We start from the raw sequence: 667 nt of genomic DNA, 5'->3' as shown, positions 1-667 counted from the left end.
CTCGAACTCCTCGCCGCGCACATGCTCGGCGAGGAACGCGAACACCGTCTCGTACCAGATGACGGCGTGCTGAGGCTTGAGCACCCAATGGTTCTCGTCGGGGAAGTACAGGAAGCGGTGCGGCATGCGCCCCTCTTCGTCGGCGTGGTGCTCGGCGAGCTCCGACCACAGTCGCAGCCCCTCCCCGATCGGCACGCGGTAGTCCTTGTCGCCGTGCACGACGAGGAGCGGGGTGCGGATGTCGCGCACGAACCGGTGCGGCGAGTGCTCGATCATCGCCTCGGGCGTGAAGATCCGCTGCCAGTACTCGGAGCTGTCGGTGGTGCCGGCGAACTGGTCGAGGGCCCACAGGCTCGCGTGCGTCACGATCGCCCGGAAGCGGTCGGTGTGCCCCGCGACCCAGTTGGCCATGTAGCCGCCGAACGAGCCGCCCATCGCCGCCGTGCGGGTCTGGTCGATGTCGTCGCGGGCCTCGACGGCGTCGGTGATCGCGAGCAGGTCCGTGTAGGGCTTGTCGCCCCAGCTGTTCCAGCCGCGCGCGATGAAGTCCAGGCCGTAGCCGGTGGAGAGCCCCGGATCCGGCAGCAGGACGGCGTAGCCTCGGGCGACGGCGAGCAGCGGCGCCCAGCGCCAGCTCCAGGCGTTCCAGCTGTTGAGCGGACCGCCG

Annotated in this window: 1 protein-coding gene; it reads right to left on the bottom strand. The window is 70.0% G+C overall.

All coding sequences use genetic code 11. The features are described from left to right. Nucleotides 1-667, bottom strand: a 667-nt coding sequence (locus B1729_RS19550) for an alpha/beta fold hydrolase (RefSeq protein ID WP_163634482.1), incomplete at both ends; no start/stop codon positions are given.

Source organism: Microbacterium sp. B35-04 (genome assembly GCF_010634885.1).
Lineage (GTDB): Bacteria > Actinomycetota > Actinomycetes > Actinomycetales > Microbacteriaceae > Microbacterium.
The sequence above is the reverse complement of the archived record's forward strand: the minus strand, read 5'-3'. Positions and strand labels throughout refer to the sequence as shown.